Source organism: Methanosarcina sp., assembly GCF_028693135.1.
Taxonomy (GTDB): Archaea; Halobacteriota; Methanosarcinia; order Methanosarcinales; family Methanosarcinaceae; genus Methanosarcina.
Genome location: NZ_JAQUVZ010000054.1, coordinates 22,750 through 24,720 on the forward strand (window position 1 = coordinate 22,750; position 1,971 = coordinate 24,720).

Annotated in this window: 1 protein-coding gene and 1 pseudogene; both read right to left on the reverse strand. The window is 35.7% G+C overall.

The window, feature by feature from the left end; genetic code table 11:
- The coding region (locus tag PHF18_RS16015) for a tetratricopeptide repeat protein (RefSeq protein WP_300104547.1) at window positions 1–1,866 on the reverse strand (1,866 nt) is incomplete at its 3' end.
- Window positions 1,856–1,971: pseudogene (locus tag PHF18_RS16020) on the reverse strand (IS630 family transposase); the annotation flags it as partial. The gene PHF18_RS16015 and the pseudogene PHF18_RS16020, both read right to left, overlap by 11 nt.

Sequence of the window (1,971 nt, forward strand, 5' to 3'; positions counted from 1 at the left end):
TGCAGCTTCCAAAGCTTCTTCATAATGACCAAGTTTGGACAGAACAGAACTTTTGTTTACCCACGCACTGTAAAGACTTGGGTCTATCTTTATTGCCTCACATGCAGCTTCCAAAGCTTCTTCATTACGACCAAGTTTGGACAGAACAGAACTTTTGTTTACCCACGCACTGTAAAGACTTGGGTCTATCTTTATTGCCTCACATGCAGCTTCCAAAGCTTCTTCATTACGACCAAGGTTAGCAAGAACATAACTTTTGTTTACCCACGCACGGTAAAGACTTGGGTCTATCTTTATTGCCTCACATGCAGCTTCCAAAGCTTCTTCATTACGACCAAGGTTAGCAAGAACATAACTTTTGTTTAACCACGCCACGGAAATACTTGGGTCTATATTTATTGCTTCAACTACAGCTATTAAAGCTTCTTTATATAGATCAAGCTTGACAAGAGTGAAACTCTTGTTTACCCAAGCCGTAGCAAAATCAGGTTTTAGCTCTGTTGCCTTATTTGCAGCTTCCAAAGCTTCATCATTACGATCAAGGTTTGCAAGAAAAAAACTTTTATTAGACCATGTTAGAGAGAAATCTGGGTTTAGTTCTATTGCCTTATCTGTAGCTTTTAAAGCTTTTTCATAACAACCAAGGTTAGCAAAAGCTAAACTTTTGTTTACCCAAGCATAGTAATGATCGGTTTTTAGTTCTTCTATTGCCTTAGCTGAAACATTCAAAGCTTCTTTGTTATGACCAAGGTTAATAAGAGCAAAAAGAGCAAAACTTTTGTTTAACCACACCTTGTCAAGATCAATTATTAGTTCTTCGATTGCAATATTTGTAGCTTCCGAATACTCAATTGCCTTATCTGCGGCTACTAAAACTTCTTCATTACGGCCAAGGTTAGTAAGAAAAACTCTTAAAGTATTGTATAACTTTTCTTCTTTGGGTCTAAGTTTAATGCATTGATGGAGAGCTTCCCAAGCTTGTTTATTGAGACCAACATTAGCAAGAACATAACTTTTGATTAACCAAACTCTGTCAAGATCAGTTTTTAGTTCTTCTATTGCCTTATCTGCGGCTTCTAAAGCTTCTTCATTACGACCAAGGTTAATAAGGACATTACTTAAAGTGTTGTATACCTTTTCTTCTTTGGGTCTAAGTTTAATGCACCGATTAAAAACATCTTCTGAAAAATAATAATCTTTATTACGAGAATATTCAACACCTACAGAGAAGAATAATTTAAAAAGCAAAGAATAGGCTTTTTCAATCTCTAAACCTTCAATACAATTTTTTCGAGCATTTTCAAGGTGCTCAATTTTCCCACTATTTATGTAACGGAGATAATAATCAATAGCTTCGGTACAGTGTTTAAAACCTTCCCATGTTTTTGCCTGAAGCGAATCTACATCTTTACTACTCTTACTCCGCTCCATAGATAAATCATGAATAATCCAAAAAGTCAAGTCTTTAACTAGATCACGAATTTTGTCTTCACCATTTGATTTAATCTTTTTATTACTGAGTTCCCAGCTATATTGCTTTCGACCCTCCATCATTCCGATCAAACAAATGTCTGAATTATATTTTTGTAGACTTCCTGTAATATATTTGCTCGAATTTTGTGATTTATACATTTTTTTGAGAATTAGAATGAGTCCACCCAATGGGATATTTGCTCCAGCAATACTGATGCTTCCTACATTAGAAATTTCGGTGTCAATATTCTCAGAACTAAGGCTCATATTAATAACTGGTAAAACATTCTCTAAAGATAAAATCCCAGTCGCCTGAGAAGTTATTCCAGAATTAACCGTACCTTCTGCTCTTGGAATTTCAATGGATGAGGCTAGTGTCGCGTCAATCCTCAAGTGTCGGATAAAGGCGCGACAATTTTATTCTTGCATCCTCGGTTGTGAATTGCCAATTAACCTTCGAGTTTTTGTTATTTCTGAATTTTTGCCAAGCCAATACCT